The sequence below is a fragment of the Dietzia sp. WMMA184 genome, from assembly GCF_002441635.1.
Lineage (GTDB): Bacteria > Actinomycetota > Actinomycetes > Mycobacteriales > Mycobacteriaceae > Dietzia > Dietzia kunjamensis.
The window spans coordinates 1,982,435-2,004,763 of the sequence record NZ_NXEI01000001.1 but is presented as its reverse complement, the minus strand read 5'-3'; the positions used below and the strand labels follow the sequence as shown (position 1 = coordinate 2,004,763).

The following is a 22,329-nucleotide window of genomic DNA, read 5'->3' as shown; positions in this document are numbered from 1 at the left end:
CTGCTCCGCCCCGCTCACGACAGGACTGCTCATGGCCCTTCCCTCAGTGCTCGCCGGCCCGCTCACCGTCCCGGTGGTCGCCTCGCCGATGTTCATCTACTCCGGCCCCGAGCTGGTGGCAGCGCAGTGTCAGGCGGGGGTGATCGGGTCGTTCCCGGCGCTCAACGCTCGGCCGCAGTCGGCGCTGGCCGAGTGGATCGAGCAGGTGCGGGAGAGCAACGAGGCGTTCGCCGCCGCTAACCCCGACCGGTACGTCGCCCCGTTCGCGGTCAACCAGATCGTCCATCGCTCCAATGATCGGCTCGAGCAGGACCTGGCCACCGTCGTCGAGCACGAGGTGCCGATCGTCATCACCTCCCTCGGTGCGCGCGAGGAGGTCAACGAGGCCGTCCATTCGTACGGCGGCATCGTCCTGCATGACGTGATCAACGACCGGTTCGCCCGCAAGGCCGTCGAGAAGGGCGCGGACGGGCTCGTCGCGGTCGCCGCAGGCGCCGGGGGACACGCCGGCACCCAGTCGCCGTTCGCGCTGGTCAGCGAGATCCGCGAGTGGTTCGACGGCCCGCTGCTGCTGTCCGGGGCCATCGCCCACGGTCGCTCGATCCTCGCCGCACAGGCGGCCGGTGCCGACCTCGCCTACGTGGGTTCGGCGTTCCTCGCGACCGAGGAGTCCCGCGCCACCGACGCCTACAAGCAGATGATCGTCGACAGCGGCGCCGGCGACATCGTCTACAGCAACCTCTTCACCGGTATCCACGGGAACTACCTGCGGGGCAGTATCGAGGCCGCCGGCCTGAACCCCGACGATCTGCCCGAGTCCGATCCCTCGGCCATGGACTTCGGCTCCGGGGGGACCACCGACTCCAAGGCGTGGCGCGACATCTGGGGCGCCGGTCAGGGCGTGGGCGCGGTGGACTCGGTCGGGACCGTCCGCGAGCTGGTCGAGCGGCTGCGGTCCGAGTACGACGACGCGGTGACGGCTCTCACCGCGGGTCTGCCCGCGACCCGCTGACCCGATGTCGCTGAAGTTCGCGATCCTCACCTCCCTCACCGAGCGGGAGGGCAGCGGCATCGAACTCGCCCGCCGGTTCGACAAGTCGATCGGGTACTTCTGGCCCGCGACCCACCAGCAGATCTACCGCGAGCTCGATCGGCTGGCGTCCGCGGGCCTCATCCACGAGCTGCCTCAGCAGGGACCGCCGCGGCGGGGGCAACCCAGGAGGTTCGCCGTCGCCGACACCGGCCGGGACCTGCTGGTGGAGTGGATCGGGGAGGACGACGAGCCCGAAACGATGCGCTCGAGCCTCGCGGTCCGTGTCCGCGCGGCCGCGGCCACGGGCAGGGTGGATGACCTTCGGCGGGCCCTCGGGTACCACCGCCGCCAGCGGGTGGAGAACCTACGGCGGTACCGGGAGATCGAGGAGCAGGACTTCGCGGACCGCGACCCCGTCGAGGTCCGGGGTGCGCTCCAGCACCAGGTGCTCAAGTTGGGCATCCAGGCGGAGCAGGCGTGGGTGGGCTGGTGCGACGAGACCCTCGACGTGCTGGATCGCATCAGTCGACCGTGAGCAGGATCTTGCCGTGGCTCTCGCCCGACTCCAGCAGGGCCAGTGCGTCTGCGGCCCGGTCGAGCGGGATCTCGCGGGAGACCCGGGTGGTGACGTCCCCTGCTGCGACCATCGGCCACACCTGGTCCACGACCTCCCGGCAGATGCCGGTCTTGCCGCCGGGGCCGTCCGCAGGTCGGGCCCGGAGGTTGGTCGCGAGGATGCCGGCCCTCTTGGGCAGTAACCGGCCCAGGTTGAGCTCACCCTTCACCCCGCCCTGCAGGCCGATGACGATGACGCGACCGTCCGGCGCCAGGGACGCGATGTTCTTCTCCAGGTACTTCGCGCCCATCACGTCCAGGACCAGGTCGACGCCGCGGCCGCGCTCGTCGTCGTCGGTCCAGTCCTTGACCCGTTCGACAAAGTCCTCGTCCCGGTAGTCGATCACCAGGTTCGCGCCCAGTTCGCGGCACATCTGCACCTTCTCCGGCCCGCCAGCGGTGGTGGCCACGCGGGCCCCGAGCGCGCGACACACCTGGATCGCGTGGGAGCCGATCCCGCCGGCACCGCCGTGGATCAGCACCCGCGGGGCGCCGAGGTCGGTGTCGCCCCAGCGGGCCTGCGCGGCCAGGACGCCGCGGCCGAGCCCGCCCGTCATGGCCAGGTTCGACCAGACGGTGCACGCCACCTCCGGGAGCGACGCGGCCTCGTGGAGCGAGACCCCGGCGGGGACCGGCATGACCTGCCCGGCCGGGACGGCCACCTTCTCGGCGTACCCGCCGCCGGCCAGCAGCGCGCACACCTCGTCGCCCACCGCCAGGCCCTCCACGCCCTCGCCGACCGCCGAGATGCGGCCCGAGCACTCGAGGCCGAGGATCTCGGAGGCGCCGGGCGGCGGCGGGTAGTGGCCCCTGGACTGCAGCAGGTCGGCCCGGTTCACCGCGGAGGCCGCGACATCGATGAGTACCTCGCCGGCGGCCGCGACCGGGTCGTCGACCTCGGTCAGGCGCAGGGTGTCGGGGCCGTTGTCATATGCGATTGCCTTCATGTCCTCCGACGGTAGCCGGGATGAGACCCGAGGGCGGGCGGGCTGGGTGCGTACGCCCGCGGTCCACTACGATGAACGGCGTCGTCAACGCGGGTTCCACGTGGAACCACGCGGTCGTGCGTGTCGCGGCAGGCGGCGGGGAAGTGTGGCAGAGCGGCCGAATGCACTCGCCTTGAAAGCGAGCGTGCCTAAACAGCACCGGGGGTTCAAATCCCTCCACTTCCGCCTTAGCTCAGAGAACTTCCAGTTCAGGGGCGTTTACGGAACCGGTATCTGGTCTCGTGTCACTGTCGTGTCAGAGGCCTCGATCTTCGAGCTCCCGGCGGCGGCGTTCGTTGTGCTCGATGCACCGACGCCTGTAGTTGCCGTAGTTCTCGAGAGCCCGCTCGTCGCATTCGACGCAGTTGGGGCGAGGGCCTAGCCAGAACCGCTGAGGGGTGCCAGCGGGGATGGGCGCTCCGCACCGCTGACAGGTGACGTCGTGCGTGGTCACTCGAACGGTCATCGGCAGAAGTTTACGCCGACCCGGGGCAGACGTCAGCCCCCGCCGCTCGGGCTGGTCACCGCACGGGGCCGAGATGCCGGGAATTCGTCACCGAGGGCCCGCTCAGGCGGTCGTCTCCTGCAGGTCCGCTGCCGCGACGTAGCGGATGATCTCGAGCACCCGCGGGTACGAGCGGGACTTCCCCGACACGATCGAGACGTGGTCCTCACCCTCGAGCAGGACCAGTTTGGCGCGTCCTCCCCGGCGGGTGACCTCGTCGACGTAGCGCCGGGAGTTCTCCGCCGAGACGGTCGCATCCCGGTTGCCGTGGATCGCGACGACCGGTGTGCCGGTGTCGATGTTCTGGATGGGGTCCACCGACGCGTACCGCCACGGGAACTCGGAGGGCGTCCCGCCGATCGCCGTGACGATCCTGTCGTCCCCGTGGTTCGCGGCATAGACCATGTCCAGTGGTCCGGCGATCGAGATCACGCGCGTGGGCCGGAATGCGGGCTCGGCGCCCACCTCGTCGTCCTCGAGCAGGTGGCGGGTGCCGCCCCACACGGCGAGTTGCGCGCCCGCGCTGTGGCCCACCACGACCTCGTCGTCGGTCGTGATCTGGGGGAAGCGCCGGTCCACCTCGACCACGTGGTCGAGTGCGTCCGCGATGTCCCGGAAGGTGCCGGGCCAGCCGCCGCCGGAACCGACCCGGCGGTACTCCACGTTGTAGACCGCCATCCCTCGGCTCGCCAGTTCGCGCGCCAGGGGGTCGAAGATGTCCGCACCCAGCTGGTTCTGCCACGCCCCTCCGTGGATGAGGACCGCGAGCGGGATGGTGTCGACCTCCTGGGCCCCGGACGGCAGGTACAGGTCCGCCCAGTTCTGTTCGGGATCGGCGTCGGAATCCCGGGTCGGGTACTCGAAGCGCTGGACCGTGACCTCGTCCAGTCGGACGGTTCCCGCATAGGTCGGGTCCACCTGCGGAATGGCGGTCGTCGTCATGCAGCCGACCAGGGTGAGTGCGCCGCCCACCAGGGCCGCGCCACGCATGAGGAGGTGCCCCGGTCCCACGACGGGTCTTCGCGACGACATGGCCACCACTTCCTCAGGAGTCAATAAGGCGGAGTACCTTTTTTCTCCTTGGGTGGGCACGGTGCACAGGGGCGGGGGCGTCCGGAATCGCGGAGAGTGAAGCTGATCTTACTCTTTGATAGGCCCGCGGCGCTGAGAGGTGCCCCCCCCGTGTCGGCCCCCGGCGTGCCGTGCCGAGCCCGGCCTGCGGCGACCCGGTGCGGCTGTCGGGCCTCGTCAGCTGACGACGCTGATCCGGCCGGTCTCGGGGGCGCTCAGCGGGCCCTCCTCGCCCACATAGCGACGCAGTGCGTCGAGATCGGTCACCCCGGCCTCGCGGCGGTCCCCGCGTTCGGCCAGGACCGAGCCGTGCCACTCGGGGGAGGAGAGGAACTCGTTCACCACGACGGTGTACTCGCGCCGGGGGTCGACGGGCTCGTCGTCGATAATTATCTCCGACACCCTCGCTCCGGGCGGGCGGCGGAGGTCGACGGTGTAGCGCACGTTCGACGAGACCGCCGGGCCGTTGCGGCCGATGTCGTCGGCGAAGTGGTCGAAGGCCGCGCGGAGTTCCTCCCCGGTCACGGTGACCAGGTAGAGGCGATCCCCGTAGGGCTGCACGGTGTGCAGGTCGGCGTAGTCGAGGGGACCGGCGGGGAGGTCGGTGCGCAGGGAGTCCGGGTTGGACAGGGCGAGCTCGGCGCCCCGCCCCCGGGCGGCGTGGAGCTGGCCGTCGGCGATGAGGTCTGCCAGTGGTGACTCGCCGTTCGCGTCCATGTCCCGCTCGATGGTCTCGTCGGCGGTGCCGATGACCTCGCGGGCCTGCGGCGCCGCGGCGGCCCGGGCCTGGCGTACGAGCTCCTCGGTCCCGGCATCGGGTTCGATGTCGAGGTTGACCGTCTGGTTGAACACCGACGTCTGGGGCCGGATCACGTCGCCCGTGGCGGGGTCGACCGCCAGGTCGACGACGGTGACGGACCGGCCGTGGGACGCGGGGGCAACGACGACGCGCTCGTCGTTGTCCGAGTCGAAGACACGGCAGGTGGCCGGGCCGCCGGAAGCTCCCACGATGAGGGCGTCCACGGCGGGATTGAGCTGCTTGACCAGGTCCATCTCGGTGAGCTCGTCGGGGCACGCCGCCGGGTCGAGGTTGGCGTGGACGGTGTCGGATTGGACCATGGCGACGATCGCCTCCACGCCCAGGAACCGGAGTGACTCCACGGTCTCGTCGATCGCGCGGACGGGGTCGGTCAACCGCGTGGTCGTCTCCGGGACGGACGTCGACGGGGCGGTCACCGCCACGACCCCCACCAGGACGTCACCGACGCGGTGGATGGCGAAGGGGAAGGTGGGGGCCGAATCGGGCGACGGGATGACGTTGGACGCGAGGAACGGGAACGCCGCCCCACGGAACGGCGGGAGCGGGGGGTCGACGCGGCAGTCCCGCTCGGTCACGCACCCCGGCGTCACCAGGGATCGGACGTGGTCGGCGCCCTTCTCGAGTTCGCGTCGTCCCACGCCGGCCCCGTCCACACCGAGCCGGTTGAAGTACTCGATGGTCGCTCGGTCACCCAGCAACGCGGCCTCGGGGGCGGTCCCGCCGATCGAGTCGCCGGTGGCGAACAGCAGTGAATCCTCGGCCTGGTCGCGCAACTTTCCGACCGTGGCCGCGAGGTGTGGCCCGCCACCGGCGGGGCGGACGTTGCCCGAGCCGTCACGGAGCTCGCCCTGGAACCCCACGGGCCGGGACAGCGCACCGGAGAACTCCCCGATCCCCAGGATGCGGACCGACCGGGTCTCCGCCGCCGGGCTCCAGGGACTGCTGATCTGCGCGTCGGCACGCGGAGGGGAAGCGAGGGTTGCGACGAGGACCACGGCCGCGAACAGTGCGAAAGCGACCGGCCCGACGCGGCCCGTTATGGACGTGTGGATAGCTGCGGAGTTCACCTCGTGCCATGAACTCTTCTGCTGCACATCGTCTCCTAGGGGGGGTGGGGGCTCGCACGTTCCGCGATCCGGGGGTCGCGAGATCGTGACCTGCTCTCCCAAACCCGGCCCATGCTGCCCTCGCGATGTCACGGGACCCCGCCGGAAGCATTACGTTCTGGTCACGAAATGCCGGGCAGCAGTGAGGAATCGGTCGTTTTCCTCGGGATCCCCGATGGACACCCGCACTCCGTCGCCGGCGAAACACCGGGTGACGACCAGGTGCTCGCGGCAGTGGGCGTCGAAATCAGCCGCGGCGTCCCCGAGGGGTAGCCAGACGAAGTTCGCCTGGGTGTCCGGGACCGCGTGCCCCATGTCGAGCAGGGAAGCCCGTACGCGGGAGCGCTCGGCGACGACCGCGTCGGTGCGGGCCCGCAGTTCGTCCCCGGCCTCGAGGCAGGCGATTCCGGCGGCCTGCGCCAGGGAGCTCACCGAGAACGGGACGACCATCTTCGCCACCGGTACCACCAGTTCGGCGGGTCCGACGAGGTAGCCGACACGGAGGCCGGCCAGACCGTAGGCCTTGGAGAAGGTGCGCAGCGAGACCACGTTGGGCCGCGACATCGCCTCGGCGACGCCGTCCACCGGGTCCTCGGATCGCATGTACTCGTAGTAGGCCTCGTCCAGCGCCACGGTGACCCGTTCGGGGACGCGGTCGAGAAAAGCGAGGAGTTCGGCGCGGGTCACCGCCGGGCCGGTCGGGTTGTTGGGCGTGCAGACGAAGATCAGCCGGGTCCGGTCGGTGACGGTGGCGACGATCGCGTCGAGGTCCAGCGACCCGTCGTCCCGGTTGGGGACCGCGATCGGGACCGCGTGGGCGATGCGGGCGATGATCGGGTACGCCTCGAAGGAGCGCCAGCCGAAGACCACCTCGTCGCCCGGTGCACACACCGCCTGGACCAGTTGCTGGCACAGGGCGACCGAGCCGCAGCCGGCGGTGACGTTCCCGGTGGGCACGTCGAGGAAGTCCGCGAGCCGGTCGACGAGCGCGCCGGCGGTGATGTCCGGGTAGCGATTGGCGCCCGCCGCGGCCTCGGCGATGGCCGCCGCCACGCTCGGCAGCGGGCCCGCGGTGGTCTCGTTGGACGCGAGTTTGACCGCGCCCGGCACGGAGGCGCCCGGAATGTAGGCGGGGATGGCGTCGAGGTCGCTGCGCACGTCGGGGGACATGACTACAGGGTAGGACCACCCCCTGCGGGCCCGGTGTCCGGCCGTTTTGCGCACCGGCCCGGCCTGTGTGTACTGTAATTCCTCGTTGGCTCAGCAGAGCCTCCAGGAGGCGTGCCAGAGCGGCCGAATGGGACTCACTGCTAATGAGTTGTCCTCCTCAAAGGGGACCGGAGGTTCAAATCCTCTCGCCTCCGCCATGCCGGGGATCCGGGTGACCGGATAGCTGGCACGACAGAAGAATATTGCGCCCGTAGCTCAATGGATAGAGCACTTGACTACGGATCAAGAGGTTAGGGGTTCGAGTCCCTTCGGGCGCACAGAAGGAACGCCCCCGTCCACGCGGACGGGGGCGTTCGCCATTTCCGGCCTGCGGTGTTCACGCGGCGTTCGCGGCCCCCCGCCGGTATGCGCGCAGGGTCTCGATCTGATCCCAGACCACGATCACCCAGATCGTGGCGATGATGCTCCAGCGGATCGCGGTGGTCGCCGTGCCGCCGTCGTCCGCGACGAGGCCGGGGTGGATCACCGGGTCGTGGCTCAGCACCAGGACCGTGAGGAAGACACCGAAGACAACGTCGGCCACCACGTCGATGCCGAGCCGCGCCGGTGACCTGCCCGGCCTCACCAGGCGCCACACCTGGACGAGCGCCAGCGCTCCGATCAGCAGCACGTACCCCGTGAACCACCTGGTGGGGATGGCGGGGTTCACGAGCGGCTCGCCGCCGTTGAGATGGCCGATGTACAGGAACGTCGACGGGACGAACGGCACCGCGGCCAGGACGGCCAGCAACACCAGCGACACGACCGCGTCCGCGCGGGACTCGGCCCCGCCCCTGTGGCCGTCCAGGTGTGCCGGGTCCCAGGTGGGGGTCAGGGACAACGGACTGCGTTCGCCCTCCGAGGTCGTCCGCTCGATGATCACCACCACGAGCGTCCAGGCCGCGAAGGCCCAGAGCAGGGCGGCGGCGACGGAGCTGACGAGTTGGCCGATGAGACCGCCGAGCTCCGGCTCCGCGGTGGTCGAGACGTAGAGGATGCTGCCGGCCAGGGCGGCGATGACACCCACGACGGGCAGGAGCCACCGCAGTACCCGGGCCCAGACCGGGTAGACCTCCGGCCCCACGAGGTACTGGCGGGCGCCGGCATAGCGGCGAGCGAGTTCGGCCGGGTCGCCCAGTCGCGCCAGGACGGCGCGCTCGGCGGAAGCGCGCTCGGCGGAAGCGCGGTCGGCGGTCCCGCTCGGCGGGGTCCCGCTGGCGTCGTTCACGGCGTCGGGTTCGGCGGCAACCATGTCGGCGATGGTCGCGGCGATCTCCGAGGAGATGTCGCCGCGCTGGTCCTCGGGGAGGTGGCGGACCACCTCGGAGATGTAGCGATCGGTCAGTGTGGACATCACGCGTCCGCCTTCCGCAGATCGGTGTAGCCGGCACCCAATGCCAGCCACTCGGCGTGCAGGCGCTCGGCGGTCTCGGTGCCGAGCGCGGTGGTCTCGTAGTACTTGCGGGGCCTGGGCTCCTCGGTCCGCCACGTCGAGGTGAGCAGGCCCTGTCCTTCGAGGCGGCGCAGCAACGGGTAGAGGGTGTTGGCCTCGGTGGCGATTCCCGCCTCGGCCAGCGTGGTGAGCAGGGCGTACCCGTACCTGGGCGTCCGGCAGGCCAGCAGACTCGCCAGAACGACCGACCCGCGCCGGAGTTCCTGCAGGTGGGTGCCCAGCGCCGCGTCCGCGTCGTCGACCATGCGGTACACGTTACTGTGTGGCACACACTATGTAAATGGCGCACAGTCTCGTCGCGCGCCCTCTCGCTCCACCCGCTGCACTGCGACACTCCGCCATCGTCCGGCCCTGACCGGCCCTGACCTGCGGTGCCCTGCGGACCGTGTGCAGGGCACCGCAGGTCGGGAGGCCGCGGCCCGGCGCACTGCCGGGGTCGGGCCTGTGTGGGATCTCGCGGTCGACGCGTCAGGAAGCCGGCGAGGCCTTGGCCTTCTTGACCCGCACCCGCTGGTAGGGGGCCGCGACGGACTCACCGATCGCCTGCGCGATGAGGTCCTCGGCGGTCCGGTTCTTCCGCGCGAGTGTGGCGACGAGCTTGGTGAACCGGGCCCCGCGGGCGAACTCCTTGGCGCTGCGGTCCTCCACGGCGAAGAACAGCTTGGCCTGATCAGGGAGCAGCGACAGCACGCCGTTGAGGATCTGGCGGGTGACCCACCTGGCCACCGGGCCCTTCACGTCCGGGTGCCGGAGCGAGTGGCCGGCCATCGCGGCGAAGATGGTCAACGCCTTGGTGTCGAGGCCCTCGCGTACGTACTGGTCGACCTCTGCGAAGGTCTCGAGGTGCGGGCCGGGGACGTGCAGTTTGTCCGCGCCGATGTGGGACTCCACCACCAGGCGGTCCGCGTCCGCGGTGCTCAGGCCCGGGCCGAACTCCTGGTAGCCCCGGACGGCCGACCAGATGTACGTCCACCACGTCCACCGCATCCATTCCGGCTGCTTGGCCTCCTCCACCTCTCCGGTCTCCGGGTTGGTCCAGGTCGCCATCTCGTGGAGGTGGTCGACGCGCTTGGCCGCCGCGTCCGCGTGGGCGGTGTCGGCGAAGACCGAGTCCCGTAGGTAGGCGGCCGTGCGGTCGAACCGGGCGGCCATCTCATCGGCGCCCTCGCTGGTCAGCGAGACCCGATCGAAGTGGGTCATCATGCCCGGTTCGAGCATCTGGAGGAAGAGCGCGTTCTTCGCGCCGAGCCCCGAGGCCGGGTCCGAGAACACCCGCCAGGAGATGCTGTCGGGGCCGTAGTAGCCGTCGTCGGAGCGAGGGGCGTCGGAGAGCCGCAGGGGCACGCGGGTGTCGGTCATGGAGTCACCTTCGGGTTAGGTGGATCGGGGGGAATGGTCGGTGAGAGCCCGACCAACACCGTCGATAATAGGTCCTTCATACTTCGTACCGACGCAGACGGTGAGGAAGGCCTGCGACCGCGAGCCGCGAGACGGCTGTCTCGAGGGGGCCTCGCGCCCGACGAACGCCGCCCAGAGGGCGCACCCGGCCGTCACCCCGAGAGTCATCGGCGAGAACGGGTCCAGGGCGCGGAAGTCGTCCATCGGGTCGAAGTGTCGGCCCTCGGCGCGCGCGATGGCGATCCACGCCGCCCAGACGAGGAGGTGTGCGGTGTACGCGGTCAGGGGCATCGCGCCCAGCACCCGTACCGGCCAGAACATCCACCGCAGCCACGTCCCGCCGATAAGGATGCACACCCCGATGACCGCGAGTGCGAATCCCATGGACCCGACCGCCTCCCCCACGCCCGACGAGTGGCGCCCGTCCCGGAGCCGCGACAGAAACCACAGTCCGACCTCTGACCGCGCGCCGTCGTCGCTCGAGGAGGCGGTGGCGGCCCCACGGGCACCCGGCTCGAGGCCGGGACGGTGATCGTCGACGCGAAGGAATGAGCACAGAGGAGTGAGCGCAGAGGAGTGAGCGCGGAGGGGTGAACGGCCACAGGCCGGGGGTGGGACGCGAGAGTACGACGACGACGAGGTCGGCCGCTTCGTAGGCTGTGCCGATGGCTCAGCCCGCGCGAGAGGCGCTCCGCCGCAACGCCGGCCATCTGGCGTCGGTGGCCCTGGTGCTCATGTGGAGCTCGGGCTATGTCGGCGCGGAACTCGGGATCCGGGCCGACGGGACCCCGCTGCAGCTGCTGGGCTGGCGGTTCTCGATCCTCGGCGTGCTGTTGGTGACCGTCTGCCTCGTGCTGGGGGTGCGGTTGAACGATCGCGCGGCGTGGACGCGGCAGGCGGTGTTGGGCCTGTTCAGTCAGGCGTTCTTCCTGTTCATGATCTTCGAGGGGGTCTCCCGGGGCGTCGACGGCGGCACCGCGGCGCTCATCGCCGCGCTCCAGCCACTGCTGGTGGCGACGGTGGCGGGCAGGGTCCTCGGCGAGCGCACGACGGCCGGCATGTGGGTCGGCATGGTGCTGGGGATGGCGGGCGTCGTGGTGGTGGTCTCCGGCGGTCTCGACGCGGGCGCCGCCCCGTGGTGGGCGTACCTGTTCCCGGCGGCGGGCATGCTCAGTCTGGCCACGGGCACGGTTCTCACGCAGCGGCTGCGGCCCTCCGAGACGCTGCTGCAGTCGATCACCATGCAGTCCGTCGTCGCGGGGGTCACCCTGATGTCCGCGGCTCTGGTGACCGGCCAGGCGGCGCCCGTGGCCGAACCCGACTTCTGGGCGGCGGTGGCCTGGCTGGTGTTCCTGTCCACCCTGTGTGGGTACGTCCTCTTCGTCTTTGTCACCCGCACCCGTGGCGCCACCGTCGCGAGCGTGCTGCTCTACCTCACCCCGCCCACGACCATGGTCTGGGTGTGGCTCATGTTCGGTGTCCCGATCACCCTCCCGGCCGTGGTCGGCATGGCGATCAGTGCGGTCGGCGTGACCCTGGTGCTGCGGTCGCGGGCGGCGCGGGACGCCTCAGCGCGCGCGCCGGAAGAGCGCGGCCGGGCGACCGCGTAGGGCCGTGGACAGCGCCACCTCGCCGTCGTCGTCCAGGACGGGTTCCAGGTGCGGTCGCATCCGGCGCGCGAAGTTGTCCTTGTGCAGTTCCTCGCCGATCACGGCCTCGTGCACGCGACGTAGTTGGAGCAGCGTGAACGGTTCGGCCAGGAAGCCGTCGGGGTCGGGGCCCACGTCGACGTAGCGCTGGCGGATCTCGTAGAGCTCGCGGACGTCGCGGATCGCGGCGTCGACGATCGCGTCGTGGTCGAACAGTAGCGACTCGATGCCGTCGAGTCGGCCGTCCGCGGTGACGCGGGTGAGTTCGCCGTTCGCTCCGGCCAGCGCGGACTCGGGCAGGGGGAGCGCGTGGGCGGCGGAGACGGCCCACGTCCGCTCGTCCCGCCCCGGGTCGTCGAAGAGCCGCAGCAGGCGCGGACGGATGGTCTCGTGTGGCGCGATCCGGACCTTCTCGCGGAGTACGTGGTCCGCGGTCTCGGCGACGGTCGTCCGCTCGCGCAGGAACGCGCCCGGGAGCGCGCGACCGTCCGGATTCCGGCGTGATTGCGTGAATACCCGCAGCTCGGGGTCGGTGCCGCCGGCCCCTGTCACGGTGAGGATCGCCAGGTCCACGGCCACGGCGGGCCGGGGGAACTTATCGAGATCGGACATGGCCTTCACTTTAGCGCGATTGGCGTGCTAATGTTTAGCGCGCCTGGAGTGCTAAAGGAGTGGAGGGGTCATGGGAAGTCGACGAGACGACGGCATGGACGGGGTCGGCGGCGAGGCCACCGAGTGCGCATGGGGCGTGTTCCTGGACACGCTGCGGATCGGTGCTGTCGGGGACGGTGACGCGCTGGCGCTGGTGGCCCCGCCCGGGCCGGAGGGGTGGAGCCAACAGCTCGTCGTCCGGTCGGACCGCGGTCGGGGATTCATGTGGGTCACCCGCGGGATCTCCGGCAGCACGGCGGCCGAGGAGGTCGTGGCCAGCGCTGGTGCCGACGGCGCGTTCGCACTGGCCGACGCGATCGTCCGGGTGGCGCGCGAGGACCTGCGGTTGCCGCACCCCCAGCTGTTCACGGCCCGCGCGAGCGGACGCGGAGCAGCCGAGTTGGCGGAGTCCCTGGGGCTCGCGGACGCGGACGCGCCGGGTGGGCCGTACGGCCGCACGGACGGTGGGGTCCGCGGTGGTCCGGACGCGCTGCGTCCGGTGGTCGTGGAGGCGGTGGGGAGGATGTTCGGGGAGGAGCCGGGCGTCGACGACGACGGCGACGTGTATTTCACCGTCGCCGGCACCACGGTGTTCGTCATCTTCAGCCCCGACGGCGGGCTGGTCCAGGCCTGGGCCCTCGTGGTCCGCGGCGTGTACAGCCGTCGCAACACCGCGGTCGAGGTGGATCTGCTCGGGCAGCAAGGGGATGTGGAGCACCTGGTACCTCAGCGGGCGCGACGTGTTCCAGCGGATCACCCTCCCCGCGCGCCCGCTCTCGGTGGACAACATCGAGGGCATGCTCCGCGCGTTCGCGAAGGACCTCGAACAGAACCGGGATGAGCTGGCGTACCGGCTCGGAGGGAAGGTGGCGTGATGACGGGCAGTGGAGACCGGGGGTGGGACGACCGGGTCGCCGGGGTGATGCTCGGTACCGCCGTGGGGGACGCTCTCGGCGCCGGATACGAGTTCGGCTCCGCGCCGCTCGGTCCCGAGGGGCCGTAGATGATCGGCGGCGGCCTGGGCGGGTTCGCGCCCGGACAGTGGACCGACGACACGTCCATGGCGTGGTGCGTGCTCGACGTGGCCGCCAGGGGTGGGGGCCTGCTCACGGACGAGGCGCTCTCGGAGGTCGCCCGCAACTTCGGGCGGTGGTACGACTCCGGCCCGCCGGACATCGGCAACCAGACCGCCGCGGTCCTGCGGGCCGCGGGGCCGGCGCCGACGGCCGCCGCCGCGCGGGAGGCGGCCGAGGAGCACTTCAGGCGGAGTCACCACTCCGCGGGCAACGGTTCCCTCATGCGGACCGCACCCGTCGCCCTGGCCCACCTCGGCGACACCGGGGCGATCGTCCGGGCAGCCACGGCCGTGAGCGACCTGACCCACTCCGACCCACGCACCGCCCAGGCGTGCGTCCTGTGGTCGACGGCCATCGACCGCGCCGTGCGGGAGCAGGTCCTGGACCTCCGCGGCGGACTGGCGTACCTCGACGGGCCGGACCGGGAGTACTGGGAGGCCCGCATCGACGAGGCCGAACAGGGGCCGCCCGAACGGTTCCGCCGCAACGGCTGGGTGGTGACCGCCCTGCAGTCGGCGTGGTCGGCGATCCACCACACGCCGATCCCCGCCGCTGATCCCGGGCGGCACCTGGCCGACTCACTGGTCACGGCGATCGGGATCGGAGGCGACACCGATACGGTCGCCGCCATCGCCGGGGGCCTGCTGGGCGCGCGCTGGGGTGCGTCGGCCGTGCCGGCGCAGTGGCGGGACATCTGCCACGGCTCCCGGGGTTGACGGGGGAGGACCTGGTCGAGCTCGCGCACGCCGCCGCCGCTGTCGGTGACGTCGGCACCGTCGCGGGGCGGGACACGCGCCGATGAGTCCGTGGACGCCGGGGCCCGTGCGGTAGATGATTCAGGGGTGAACCCCCAGCAGTCCGACCTGCAGCGCGCCCTCGCCGACCTCGACGCCCGTCTCGGACGCATCACCGCAGAGGTCGGGGAAGTGCGGGCCGGGTTGTCGGCACTCGCCCGGCAGTCCGGTCCGGCGGTGGCCGGACAGTCGCCGGTGGAGTCGCCGTGGCGTGCGGGCGCGCCGGCTCAGGGGCCGCCGCATCTGGTGACGCCGGCCCCGGCTGGCGCCCCCTCGCAGTCGGCGCCCGCCCCGGCACGTCCGGGCGGGCCCTGGCGGCCACCCGGACAGGACGACCCCACGGGGCGGTACGGGCCGCCGCCCGCGCACCCCGACCGGCCCGCCCACCCGGACCGGCCCGCCCACCCGGACCGGCCCGCGCACCCCGATCGGCCCGCGCACCCCGACCGGCCGTGGCAACAGGCCGACCGGCTGTGGCAACAGCCGGCGGGGGCGGCGCCGCGTCGGTCTCCGCGGCGGGGGCCGCGCATCACGGCCGCCACCGTCATCGCCGCGATCGGCGGATCGGTCATGCTCGCCGGCATCGCGTTCCTACTGGTCGTGGCCATCCAGGCGGGGTTGTTCCCGCCGCTCGCGCGGGTCGTCGCCGCCGCGGTCCTGGCGGTGGTGCTCGTCGGCCTCGGCCTGCGACTGCAGTCCCGCCACGACGCCGCCATCACCGACCCCACGGCCCACACCGACCCCCGGGCCGCCTCCGACCCCGACGGCACCCCGGTCAACCCCGGCGCACTGGCCCTGGTCGGCACGGGCCTGGCCGCGGCGATGCTCGACGTCATCGCCAGCACCACGCTCTACTTGTGGATCCCCGTCCCGGCCGCGTACATGTTCGTGGGCGGGCTCGCCCTCGGAGGGATGGCACTCGCGGGGCGCTGGTCCTCCGGGCTGCTGGCCTGCCTGGTCTCGGCCGGCACGATGCTCCTGGCGCCCCTCATCTCCACCGGTGTCGAGCTGCCGATCTTCGTCGCGATCGTCGGCATCGCCACCGCGGTACTCGCCGCCGAACTCGGGGCGGCCGTCCGCGTGGTGTGGTCCGTCCTACCCGGGTTCCTGCTGGCCGGCTACCTCTCGCAGGCCGCACTCCACAGCCGCGGCGAACAGATCGCGCTCATCGCGACCGCGCTCGTCTTTGCCGCCGTGGGCGTCGGGGTGGCCTGGTTCGACACCGCCCGCCGGCGCCCGGCACTCGCCAATGCCGCCCTCGTCGTCGTCCCCACCGCCCTGCCCCTCGCCCTCCTGCCGGCCACCCACCTCCTCCGGCCCGGCTGGCCCGTCGGACTGGCCCTCGCCGCCGCCTACCTCGCCGTCGCGGTTCTCGCCGGCCGTACCGGCCGCGACAGGGCGCACGTGCTGCTGGCCGCGGTCACGGGGTTCGTCGGGAGCGCGCTCCTGCTACTGACGTGGGTCGAACTGGGAGGGCGCGAGCTCACCGGATTCGCGCTGACCCTGAGCGCCCTGGCGTACGTCGTGTCCGCCGGCCTGTGGGGACGACGCTGGGTGGACCTGGTGGCCGCGGCCGCCTCCGTGATCGCCGTGCTCGTCTACACGGCCGTCAACCGACCGCACCTCGCACTGAGCGACCGGCTCGCGGTCCGCGAGTTCACCTACTGGGACGTGGTCTCCGCGTTCGCCGTCACGGCGCTGGCGGTCGCCGTGACGTGGTGGGCGCGCCGCCGCCTGCCCCGCGAGTCGACGCGCGTGATGATGGCGGGCGCCGTCGTGGCCCTGGCGGCATTCTCGGTGATGGTGGTCGCGGCGGGCGTCGTGATCGGTGACCTCACCGGGGTGGCGCGGAACGGGTTCCTCGCCGCACACCTGGTGGTGACAGTGCTGTGGATCTGCTGCGCGGCCTGGCTCGTCCTCACCGTGAACCCGCGGATCGCCGACGCGCGTCGACTCGGGTTCGTCCTGGGCTCCCTCGCGCTGGCGAAGCTGCTCCTGCTCGACCTGGCCACCCTGCCGGGACTGTTCCGTGTGCTGTCGTTCATCGCCGTCGGCGCGGTGATGCTCGCGGTGGCGGTCCGCTACCGCAGGGAGACCGAGCCGTCGGGCAGCGGATCGCCGACGTAGACGCGGAACGCGCGCGGCTGGGCGCCGGACATCAGTACCTCGACCTCCGGATGGTCGACCTCGTCCGGATCGTCCGACGGCAGGCTCCACACCACCTCACCGGCGTCGGTCAACTCGCGCAGTGCCTGGCGCGTGGCGCGGACCCACGTCACGTGGCGCAGGGCGGGCTCGTCACGCAGGAGGTGGTCGGCCAGGCCCTCGCGGTCGCGCAGGTCGACCATGAGACGCTCGCCGTCCGGGGCCTCGTAGGAGGTGCAGACGTGGTCGACCAGGACGGACAACGGCCACGACGGCCCGGAACCGAGCAGATCGATGATGATCATGCGCGCATCGCCGACCTGACAGGCCGTCGGTGTGGTGAGGACCTGGAGCCGGTCGGCGACGTCCTCGGTGATCTCGATGAGCTGAACGGTCATGATGAACCCCTGTCGGACGGAGACGGTCGACAAGAGGGATCGCGGCGCGGCCCCGAACCGTCCCGACTGTGACGTAGATCATATCGTAGACCCGCGCGGGGCGGGTCTCGGCGGGATGACGATCTCGCCGAGCCGTCCGGCCGGACCGCCGCCGAGGAGCCGACGGACTGGTTAGGGTCGGGCGTGTGACCACCTCACAGGCCGGACGTGCAGCCTCCCCGGGCGGGCAGGACAACGCCTTCTCGCTGTCCTACGACGGGTTCGACCCCGGTGAGGAGGGCCTGCGCGAGACCCTCACCTCGACCGGCAACGGGTACATGTCCACCCGCGGCGCCGCCGAATGGGAGGAGAACGACGGGGTCCACTACCCGGGCACCTACGTGCACGGCCTCTACAACCGCGCGACCACCATGCTCGGCGGCGTGCCGGTGCACAACGAGGACCTGGTCAACCTCCCCAACTGGCTGCCGCTCAAGCTGCGCATCGGCGGCGCCGAGGTGCTGCGGCTCTCGGAGGTGCAGATCCTCGAGTACCGCCACCGGGTGGACCTGCGCTCGGCGCTGATGACCCGCCAGATCCGCTTCCGTGACCGGGAGGGGCGGGAGACCGAGCTGGTGAGCCGACGGTTCGCGTCGATGGCCAGCATGCACCACGCCTACCTCGAGTGGACGATCACGCCGCTGAACTGGTCCGGCCAGGCGGAGATCGTGAGCGCGCTCGACGGGCGCGTCACCAACGACGGAGTGCCCCGCTACCGGCAACTCGAGAGCGACCACCTCCGGCCGGGCAGCACGGTGTTCCCGCAGCCCGAGATGATGGCGCTCAAGGTGCGCACCCGGCAGTCCGAGGTGAACGTCGGCGTCGCGGCGCGGACCCTCGTCTCGACCGGTGGCCGGGAGCGGGACGTGCCCCGCTCCGACTTCCGGACGGCGGACTACATCCAGCAGACCCTCCACGTGGAGCTGGAGCGCGACGTCCCCACCTCGATCGAGAAGTCGGTCGCCCTGTTCACCTCGCGTGACCCTGCCACGGGGGACACGCTCCTGCGCGCGTCGCGGTCGGCGTCGCGCTCTCGCCCGTTCGAGGCGGCGTACGCCCACCACCGCGAGTCCTGGGAGCGGCTGTGGCAGGCGTGCGACCTCCACGTGTTCGGCGACGACGAGGCCCAGCACCTGCTGCGGGTCCACATCAGTCACATCCTGCAGACGTGCTCGCACAACACCTCCGACCTCGACGCCGGCGTGCCCGCCCGCGGGATCAACGGCGAGGCCTACCGGGGCCACGTGTTCTGGGACGAACTGTTCGTCTTCCCGTTCCTGACCTTCCGGCTCCCGGCCGTGACCCGCAGCCTGCTCATGTACCGCTACCGGAGGCAGTCCGAGGCGCGGGTGGCGGCGGCGTCGGCCGGGTACGAGGGGTTCATGTTCCCGTGGCAGAGCGGATCGCTCGGCACGGAGCAGACCCAGGAACTCCACCTCAACCCGATGTCGGGGCGGTGGGACGTCGACCTGTCGCACAACCAGCGCCACGTCAGCGCGGCGATCTTCTACAACGTCTGGCAGTACGTCACCCTCACCGAGGACACGATGTTCCTCGAGTTCCGGGGCGCGGAGATGATGCTCGGCATCGCGCGATTCTGGTCATCCATCGCGCACTACTCGCCCGAGCGGCAGCGGTACGAGATCCACGGCGTGATGGGGCCGGACGAGTACCACGAGAAGTACCCGGGCGCGTCCGAGGGCGGAGTGCGCAACAACGCCTACACCAACGTCTTCGTGGCGTGGATCTGCGACATCGCCGCCCACCTGCTCGACCTGCTGCCGGCACCCCAGGCCGGTGCCGTCCGTGCCCGGCTCGAACTGCGCGACGAGGAGATCGCCCGGTGGAAGGACATGAGCCGAAAGATGTTCGTCCCGTTCCACGACGGGATCATCAGCCAGTTCGAGGGCTACGAGGAGCTGGAGGAGCTGGACTGGGAGGGATACCGCGCCAGGTACGGCAACATCCAGCGGCTCGACCGGATCCTCAAAGCCGAGGGCGACACCCCGGACCGGTACAAACTGGCCAAACAGGCCGACGCGGTGATGCTGTTCTTCCTGTTCAGTGACGACGAACTGCGCCGGGTGTTCGAACGCCTCGGGTACGAGTTCCCCGACGACGCCGCGCGGCGGACCATCGAGTACTACGACCACCGCACCTCCCACGGGTCGACCCTGTCGTACATCACCCACGCGGGCGTCCTCGCACGCTTCGACCCGGACAGTTCCTGGGAACGGTTCAAGGTCGCGCTGGGCAGCGACGTGCACGACATCCAGGGCGGCACCACCCGCGAGGGCATTCACATGGGGGTCATGTCCGGCACGGTCGACCTCGTGCAGCGCTTCTACGCCGGGATGCGGGTCGAGGGCGGGATGCTGCAGTTCGACCCGAATCTGCCCGGCGGGATCGACGGGGTCTCGTTCAACATGACCTACCTGCGATCGCCGCTCACGGTGACGGTGATGCGGGACGAGGTGGTGATCCGTCACCGCGACGGCGTGATCGACGCGACCCCGGTGTGCGTGTGCGTGCGGGGCGAGCAGCGGATGGTCGAGGTGGGCGGCGAGGAGAGGTTCAGCCTGGAGTGACGCCCGGATCGGCGCGGCGTGCCGCCGGGTGGGCGTGCCGCCGCGCGGCCCGCGCCCGGCGCCGCTCCTCGCGGCGCTGGTGGTCGTGCACCACCTCCGCCTCGTGGTCGTACGGGCTGCCGCGGAACCGACGCAGTGCGTAGACGAGCAGCGCCAGCCCGACGAGGCCCGAGAAGATGAGGGTGCCGCCGGTGCCCCAGCCGCCGATCAGCCAGAGGTCGGCCGACAGCGGCCACCAGGTCGGCACCGTCGAGCCGATCCCCCAGAAGATCCCCAGGCCGATCAGCCAGGCCACGCCGAGCAGTGACCCGGCGATCTTGGGCCACGACTGGACCCCGCGGGAGGCGCCCTCCATAGCGACGCGCTTGATCGACAGCAGTCGCCGGTCGAACCACTCGTACTGCCGCGAGAGCACTACCGTCCCGGCGAACAGCATGAGGAGCCCGGGACCCGGGAGGAACAGTGCGGCGATGCCGAGAACGATGAGCGTCCACCCGATGATCTCGAGCGCGAGGCGTCTCACCGCCACGTAGCCGAGTCTCTTCACCGGACCATGGTTACAGAAATGGGGCGGGGTGCGCTGCCGGAGGGGGATCAGGCGGGGACCGCGGAGCGGAACTCCCGGGCGGCCCGTGCGCCGGCGTCGAGGTCGACCTCGGGCCAGCCGTCGGGGGCGTGGAGCACCGCGCCGAGCTCGACCGCGGTGAGTGCGGACCCGGCGGTGAGTAGTGCCTCCACGGCATCGGGGTCGGGGGCGTCGAGCAGGGTGTCGTCGGCCAGCTCGTCGACGATGTCGCGCAGGGCGGCCCGCGTCACCGGGAACAGTTCGGGGTCGAAGCCGTCGTCGGCGGGTTGATCCAGTCGCCACCACCGTGACCCGTCCCACCCGTACAGGAAACCCAGGCACGCGTCGTGGGTGCGGGCGTGTTCGACGCCGCGGCGCCACCAGCCCGGGGCGTCCCCCACCAGGTCGGTGCCGACCTCGCCGGCGGTGCCGCTGCCCTCGGTGAGCGAGAACTCGTGGTGCCAGCCGGCGAGGAGTGCGCGCCCGGGCCCCGGTCGCAGCAACGCCATCCACATCCCCTCGTCCCCCGACCAGTGCAGGGCGCCGGCGGCGGGCACGTGGTGGTCGAGGCCCACCGCCGCGCGGACGGCGGCGTCCACGGCGAGGAGGGAGGCGATGTCGTCGGGCGTCGAGTCCAGGTCCACGGGGAGCACGGCCATGTGGTCCACGCTAGACCTGATCGACGACGACGAGGTGGCGATACCGGTGAACGTCCGGCCACCCGCGGGTGACGCAGGGGTGCGCCGGCGGGCGTCGGGCATCACCGATCCCGCTGCGGCGGGGGCGTGCCGACTCGTACGGTGAGCGCATGCGCAGCGAGGCGACACACGGTCACGCGGGCCCCGGCCCGACCACGCAGGCTGGGATCGGGCGGGACGGGCTCCCACCCGGCCCCCGGCTCCCGCGAATCCTGCAGGCGGTGCTGGCCCTGTCGGCTCCCGCCCTCGTCTTCCCGGCGGCGGCCCGGCGCTACGGGGTGCCGTTCACACTCGATCTCATGCCCGCCGGGCGCAAGGTCGTCGCGGTGTCCGAGCCCGCGCAGATCAAGGACGTCTTCGCCGGCTCGCCGTCGGTCTTCCACGCCGGCAAGGGCAACGACCTGCTCCGCCCCCTCCTCGGCGAGCACTCGCTGCTCCTCCAGGACGGTGACGAGCACGCGCGCGCCCGGCGGCTGCTGGCGCCGGCGTTCGGGCGGCGCGAGATCGACGGCTACCGCACGCTCGTCGAGGAGGTCACCCGCGAACAGCTGGACCACTGGCCGCGGTCGGGCCGCGTCCGCGCCCACGTGCTGCTCAACCAGCTGACGCTCGAGGTGATCCTGCGGGTGGTCTTCGGGGTGACGGACTCGGCGCGCCTGGACCGGATGCGGCCGATCGTCGCCCGGGCGGTCGATGCCGGCCCGGTGGTGATGATCGGCCTGGGGATCCCCGCGCTGCGCCGGCGGTGGCCGTGGAGCCGGGAGGTGCGGGACCTGGAGACCATCCACGAGTTCCTCGGTGAGGAGATCTCCGCGGCCCGCCTGGACCCGGCCCTGTCCGAGCGGCGGGACCTCCTGGCGCTGCTCGTCCGCGCCTCGGCGGCCGACGCGCAGGGACTGTCGGACCAGGAGCTGCGCGATCAGCTCATGACCCTCGTGGCGGCCGGGCACGAGACCACGGCCACGGCGATGGCGTGGTCGATGCTGGAACTGGCCCGCCACCCGGACGTCCAGGACCGGTGTGTGGCCGAGATCGCCGAGGGCGGGTCGGAGTACCTCGACGCCGTCCTCAAGGAGGTCCTGCGGTTGCATCCGGTGGTGCCGATGGTGATGCGGGAGCTGCAGGAGCCGGCCACCGTCGGCGGGCGGACCTACCCGCGGGGAGTGACGATCTCGCCGTCTATCGTCCTGGCCCACCGCTCCGCGGCCACCTACGCCGGACCCCGTGACTTCGACCCGGGGAGGTTCCTCGGCGAGGTGCCCACTCCGACCGAGTGGCTGCCCTTCGGCGGCGGCGCGCGCCGCTGCATCGGGGCGTCATTCGCGATGATGGAAGGCCAGGTCATCCTGCGGCAGGTGCTGGAGCGGTACCGCCTGGAGCCGGTGGGCAGCGGTCGCGAGTGGCCGCGGTCCCGCAACGTCACCCTGTACCCGTGGCGCCGCGCGCGGGTGGACCTGCGGCGGCGCTGAGCCCGGCCTGCGGGCCTGCGGGCCCGCAGCGCTCCGTGGGCCCTCAGTTCCTCCTCAGGGC

At 71.6% G+C, this 22,329-nt stretch carries 21 protein-coding genes and 3 tRNA genes; 12 read left to right on the top strand and 12 right to left on the bottom strand.

Annotation, left to right across the window (positions count from 1 at the left end):
• Nucleotides 1-31: 31 nt before the first annotated feature.
• Nucleotides 32-1,012: a nitronate monooxygenase family protein gene (locus CK206_RS09240; RefSeq protein ID WP_069389250.1), complete on the top strand. Its 981-nt coding sequence runs from the start codon at nt 32-34 to the stop codon at nt 1,010-1,012.
• Nucleotides 1,013-1,016: 4 nt separating this feature from the next.
• Nucleotides 1,017-1,568, top strand: a complete 552-nt coding sequence (locus tag CK206_RS09235) for a PadR family transcriptional regulator (RefSeq protein WP_069389249.1) — start codon at nt 1,017-1,019, stop codon at nt 1,566-1,568.
• Here CK206_RS09235 and CK206_RS09230 read toward each other — a convergent pair.
• Nucleotides 1,555-2,595: an NAD(P)H-quinone oxidoreductase gene (locus CK206_RS09230; protein ID WP_096906231.1), complete on the bottom strand. Its 1,041-nt coding sequence runs from the start codon at nt 2,593-2,595 to the stop codon at nt 1,555-1,557. The two genes, CK206_RS09235 and CK206_RS09230, sit on opposite strands and share 14 nt — an antisense overlap.
• Nucleotides 2,596-2,734: 139 nt before the next feature.
• On the opposite strand from CK206_RS09230, the gene CK206_RS09225 reads away from it, so the two are divergent.
• Nucleotides 2,735-2,820: transfer RNA gene (locus CK206_RS09225), tRNA-Ser, on the top strand.
• A gap of 382 nt (nt 2,821-3,202) precedes the next feature.
• Here CK206_RS09225 and CK206_RS09220 read toward each other — a convergent pair.
• From CK206_RS09220 to CK206_RS09210, 3 genes are all read right to left on the bottom strand, one after another.
• Nucleotides 3,203-4,129 (bottom strand): alpha/beta fold hydrolase, encoded by a 927-nt coding sequence (locus tag CK206_RS09220; protein ID WP_083249863.1) that lies wholly within the window; start codon nt 4,127-4,129, stop codon nt 3,203-3,205.
• Between the two features lie 258 nt (nt 4,130-4,387).
• Nucleotides 4,388-6,124 carry a bifunctional UDP-sugar hydrolase/5'-nucleotidase gene (locus CK206_RS09215; protein ID WP_083249862.1) on the bottom strand — a complete coding sequence of 579 codons (1,737 nt, stop codon included), beginning with the start codon at nt 6,122-6,124 and terminating at the stop codon, nt 4,388-4,390.
• A gap of 123 nt (nt 6,125-6,247) precedes the next feature.
• Nucleotides 6,248-7,306 (bottom strand): pyridoxal phosphate-dependent aminotransferase, encoded by a 1,059-nt coding sequence (locus tag CK206_RS09210; protein ID WP_096906230.1) that lies wholly within the window; start codon nt 7,304-7,306, stop codon nt 6,248-6,250.
• 105 nt (nt 7,307-7,411) lie between these two features.
• On the opposite strand from CK206_RS09210, the gene CK206_RS09205 reads away from it, so the two are divergent.
• Both CK206_RS09205 and CK206_RS09200 read left to right on the top strand, forming a co-directional pair.
• Nucleotides 7,412-7,503, top strand: a tRNA-Ser gene (locus tag CK206_RS09205).
• A 47-nt stretch (nt 7,504-7,550) separates the two neighbouring features.
• A tRNA-Arg gene (locus tag CK206_RS09200) sits at nt 7,551-7,623 on the top strand.
• Between the two features lie 59 nt (nt 7,624-7,682).
• Here the strand turns inward: CK206_RS09200 and CK206_RS09195 are convergent.
• The 4 genes from CK206_RS09195 to CK206_RS09180 form a co-directional block, all read right to left on the bottom strand.
• Nucleotides 7,683-8,699, bottom strand: a complete 1,017-nt coding sequence (locus CK206_RS09195) for a hypothetical protein (RefSeq protein WP_096906229.1) — start codon at nt 8,697-8,699, stop codon at nt 7,683-7,685.
• Nucleotides 8,699-9,043, bottom strand: coding sequence for a PadR family transcriptional regulator (locus CK206_RS09190; RefSeq protein WP_096906228.1), 345 nt, complete (start codon nt 9,041-9,043; stop codon nt 8,699-8,701). Before CK206_RS09190 ends, CK206_RS09195 begins: the two co-directional genes overlap by 1 nt.
• A 223-nt stretch (nt 9,044-9,266) precedes the next feature.
• Nucleotides 9,267-10,157: an oxygenase MpaB family protein gene (locus CK206_RS09185; protein WP_096906227.1), complete on the bottom strand. Its 891-nt coding sequence runs from the start codon at nt 10,155-10,157 to the stop codon at nt 9,267-9,269.
• A gap of 15 nt (nt 10,158-10,172) precedes the next feature.
• Nucleotides 10,173-10,580: a hypothetical protein gene (locus tag CK206_RS09180; protein ID WP_143337718.1), complete on the bottom strand. Its 408-nt coding sequence runs from the start codon at nt 10,578-10,580 to the stop codon at nt 10,173-10,175.
• 281 nt (nt 10,581-10,861) lie between these two features.
• Here CK206_RS09180 and CK206_RS09175 point away from each other — a divergent pair, with 281 nt between their 5' ends.
• Nucleotides 10,862-11,806: a DMT family transporter gene (locus tag CK206_RS09175; RefSeq protein WP_067714715.1), complete on the top strand. Its 945-nt coding sequence runs from the start codon at nt 10,862-10,864 to the stop codon at nt 11,804-11,806.
• Here CK206_RS09175 and CK206_RS09170 read toward each other — a convergent pair.
• Complete coding sequence (locus tag CK206_RS09170; protein ID WP_096906225.1) at nt 11,765-12,457, bottom strand: NUDIX hydrolase; 693 nt, start codon at nt 12,455-12,457, stop codon at nt 11,765-11,767. The genes CK206_RS09175 and CK206_RS09170 overlap by 42 nt on opposite strands.
• Before the next feature lie 70 nt (nt 12,458-12,527).
• Between CK206_RS09170 and CK206_RS09165 the strand changes: the two genes are divergently transcribed.
• The 4 genes from CK206_RS09165 to CK206_RS09155 all read left to right on the top strand — a co-directional run bounded on the left by CK206_RS09165 (nt 12,528) and on the right by CK206_RS09155 (nt 16,493).
• A complete protein-coding gene (locus tag CK206_RS09165) occupies nt 12,528-13,337 on the top strand; it encodes a hypothetical protein (RefSeq protein WP_143337717.1) in 810 nt (269 codons plus the stop codon).
• A 33-nt stretch (nt 13,338-13,370) separates the two neighbouring features.
• On the top strand, nt 13,371-13,499 hold the full coding sequence (locus CK206_RS20300) for an ADP-ribosylglycohydrolase family protein (protein ID WP_254050535.1): 129 nt from the start codon (nt 13,371-13,373) through the stop codon (nt 13,497-13,499).
• Complete coding sequence (locus tag CK206_RS09160) at nt 13,500-14,288, top strand: ADP-ribosylglycohydrolase family protein (RefSeq protein ID WP_254050534.1); 789 nt, start codon at nt 13,500-13,502, stop codon at nt 14,286-14,288.
• A gap of 126 nt (nt 14,289-14,414) precedes the next feature.
• Nucleotides 14,415-16,493: a DUF2339 domain-containing protein gene (locus CK206_RS09155; protein ID WP_096906223.1), complete on the top strand. Its 2,079-nt coding sequence runs from the start codon at nt 14,415-14,417 to the stop codon at nt 16,491-16,493.
• Here CK206_RS09155 and CK206_RS09150 read toward each other — a convergent pair.
• On the bottom strand, nt 16,448-16,909 hold the full coding sequence (locus CK206_RS09150) for a hypothetical protein (RefSeq protein WP_067715077.1): 462 nt from the start codon (nt 16,907-16,909) through the stop codon (nt 16,448-16,450). The genes CK206_RS09155 and CK206_RS09150 overlap by 46 nt on opposite strands.
• A 185-nt stretch (nt 16,910-17,094) precedes the next feature.
• On the opposite strand from CK206_RS09150, the gene CK206_RS09145 reads away from it, so the two are divergent.
• On the top strand, nt 17,095-19,536 hold the full coding sequence (locus tag CK206_RS09145; protein WP_096906222.1) for a glycoside hydrolase family 65 protein: 2,442 nt from the start codon (nt 17,095-17,097) through the stop codon (nt 19,534-19,536).
• Here CK206_RS09145 and CK206_RS09140 read toward each other — a convergent pair.
• Together CK206_RS09140 and CK206_RS09135 are read right to left on the bottom strand one after the other, a co-directional pair.
• Nucleotides 19,523-20,083 carry a PGPGW domain-containing protein gene (locus CK206_RS09140; protein ID WP_096906221.1) on the bottom strand — a complete coding sequence of 187 codons (561 nt, stop codon included), beginning with the start codon at nt 20,081-20,083 and terminating at the stop codon, nt 19,523-19,525. The two genes, CK206_RS09145 and CK206_RS09140, sit on opposite strands and share 14 nt — an antisense overlap.
• A gap of 47 nt (nt 20,084-20,130) precedes the next feature.
• Nucleotides 20,131-20,862, bottom strand: a complete 732-nt coding sequence (locus tag CK206_RS09135) for a hypothetical protein (RefSeq protein ID WP_254050533.1) — start codon at nt 20,860-20,862, stop codon at nt 20,131-20,133.
• A gap of 47 nt (nt 20,863-20,909) precedes the next feature.
• Here CK206_RS09135 and CK206_RS09130 point away from each other — a divergent pair, with 47 nt between their 5' ends.
• A complete protein-coding gene (locus tag CK206_RS09130; protein WP_119192065.1) occupies nt 20,910-22,268 on the top strand; it encodes a cytochrome P450 in 1,359 nt (452 codons plus the stop codon).
• Nucleotides 22,269-22,329 lie beyond the last annotated feature (61 nt).

What these genes read in the sequence shown, in the direction of transcription:
- CK206_RS09165 (WP_143337717.1), top strand. Translation starts at nt 12,528, where the DNA reads ATGGGAAGTCGACGAGACGACGGCATGGACGGGGTCGGCGGCGAGGCC.
- CK206_RS09160 (WP_254050534.1), top strand. Translation starts at nt 13,500, where the DNA reads ATGATCGGCGGCGGCCTGGGCGGGTTCGCGCCCGGACAGTGGACCGAC.
- CK206_RS09230 (WP_096906231.1), bottom strand. Translation starts at nt 2,595, where the DNA reads ATGAAGGCAATCGCATATGACAACGGCCCCGACACCCTGCGCCTGACC.
- CK206_RS20300 (WP_254050535.1), top strand. Translation starts at nt 13,371, where the DNA reads ATGACGGGCAGTGGAGACCGGGGGTGGGACGACCGGGTCGCCGGGGTG.
- CK206_RS09130 (WP_119192065.1), top strand. Translation starts at nt 20,910, where the DNA reads ATGCGCAGCGAGGCGACACACGGTCACGCGGGCCCCGGCCCGACCACG.
- CK206_RS09135 (WP_254050533.1), bottom strand. Translation starts at nt 20,862, where the DNA reads ATGCCCGACGCCCGCCGGCGCACCCCTGCGTCACCCGCGGGTGGCCGG.
- CK206_RS09190 (WP_096906228.1), bottom strand. Translation starts at nt 9,043, where the DNA reads ATGGTCGACGACGCGGACGCGGCGCTGGGCACCCACCTGCAGGAACTC.
- CK206_RS09195 (WP_096906229.1), bottom strand. Translation starts at nt 8,699, where the DNA reads ATGTCCACACTGACCGATCGCTACATCTCCGAGGTGGTCCGCCACCTC.
- CK206_RS09150 (WP_067715077.1), bottom strand. Translation starts at nt 16,909, where the DNA reads ATGACCGTTCAGCTCATCGAGATCACCGAGGACGTCGCCGACCGGCTC.
- CK206_RS09240 (WP_069389250.1), top strand. Translation starts at nt 32, where the DNA reads ATGGCCCTTCCCTCAGTGCTCGCCGGCCCGCTCACCGTCCCGGTGGTC.
- CK206_RS09175 (WP_067714715.1), top strand. Translation starts at nt 10,862, where the DNA reads ATGGCTCAGCCCGCGCGAGAGGCGCTCCGCCGCAACGCCGGCCATCTG.
- CK206_RS09170 (WP_096906225.1), bottom strand. Translation starts at nt 12,457, where the DNA reads ATGTCCGATCTCGATAAGTTCCCCCGGCCCGCCGTGGCCGTGGACCTG.
- CK206_RS09185 (WP_096906227.1), bottom strand. Translation starts at nt 10,157, where the DNA reads ATGACCGACACCCGCGTGCCCCTGCGGCTCTCCGACGCCCCTCGCTCC.
- CK206_RS09210 (WP_096906230.1), bottom strand. Translation starts at nt 7,306, where the DNA reads ATGTCCCCCGACGTGCGCAGCGACCTCGACGCCATCCCCGCCTACATT.
- CK206_RS09235 (WP_069389249.1), top strand. Translation starts at nt 1,017, where the DNA reads ATGTCGCTGAAGTTCGCGATCCTCACCTCCCTCACCGAGCGGGAGGGC.
- CK206_RS09220 (WP_083249863.1), bottom strand. Translation starts at nt 4,129, where the DNA reads ATGCGTGGCGCGGCCCTGGTGGGCGGCGCACTCACCCTGGTCGGCTGC.
- CK206_RS09180 (WP_143337718.1), bottom strand. Translation starts at nt 10,580, where the DNA reads ATGGGATTCGCACTCGCGGTCATCGGGGTGTGCATCCTTATCGGCGGG.